Consider the following 597-nt stretch of genomic DNA (forward strand, 5'->3'; position numbering starts at 1 on the left):
ACACGTTGAGGCGTGTAGTACAATAAGTCATTCTCGATAAGTTAAGCATCTGGAGATTATTGGGGCAAAGGCTAAAAAAAGGAAAAGAAAATGGGTTTTATGATTGAACATTGGGATTTTTCAACCCCAATGGCGACTCAAGAAACAACAGCGGCGGAACACATTCAACCGAATCATTGGTACCACTGTGAAAGGCTTCATCCCGATATTCGTGGCTGGCTAGAAGACAATCACGTACCACGTGCGACGGTTGATCATCTGTTAGCCGACGAGAGCCGACCATCTTTCCATCCTTTGGATGACGATAACTTCATGCTGATCTTACGAGGCATCAACATGAACGAGAATGCGTCGCCGGAAGACATGCTCAGTATCCGTATTCTCTATTTTCAGGGCGCACTGATCTCGACTCGTAAGATCCCATCACGTGCAATCATGGAAATTCGCCAAGCATTAGCAGAGCACAAAGGGCCGAAAAGCCTGGCGCGCTTACTGAATCACATCATCGAAGGGCTGAACGGCAAAATCGACTTGTATCTCGACACCATCGAAGAAACGTTAAACGAGTTTGACGTCAATGCTGAGTCAACGTACAAC

General features: G+C 46.2%; 1 protein-coding gene. It reads left to right on the forward strand.

Annotated features, from left to right (window positions below):
- Nucleotides 1–90 precede the first annotated feature (90 nt).
- Nucleotides 91–597: CorA family divalent cation transporter (locus R7044_RS26625; protein ID WP_318141746.1), on the forward strand; the 507-nt coding region annotated here is incomplete at its 3' end.

This window comes from Vibrio sp. 1402, assembly GCF_033340275.1.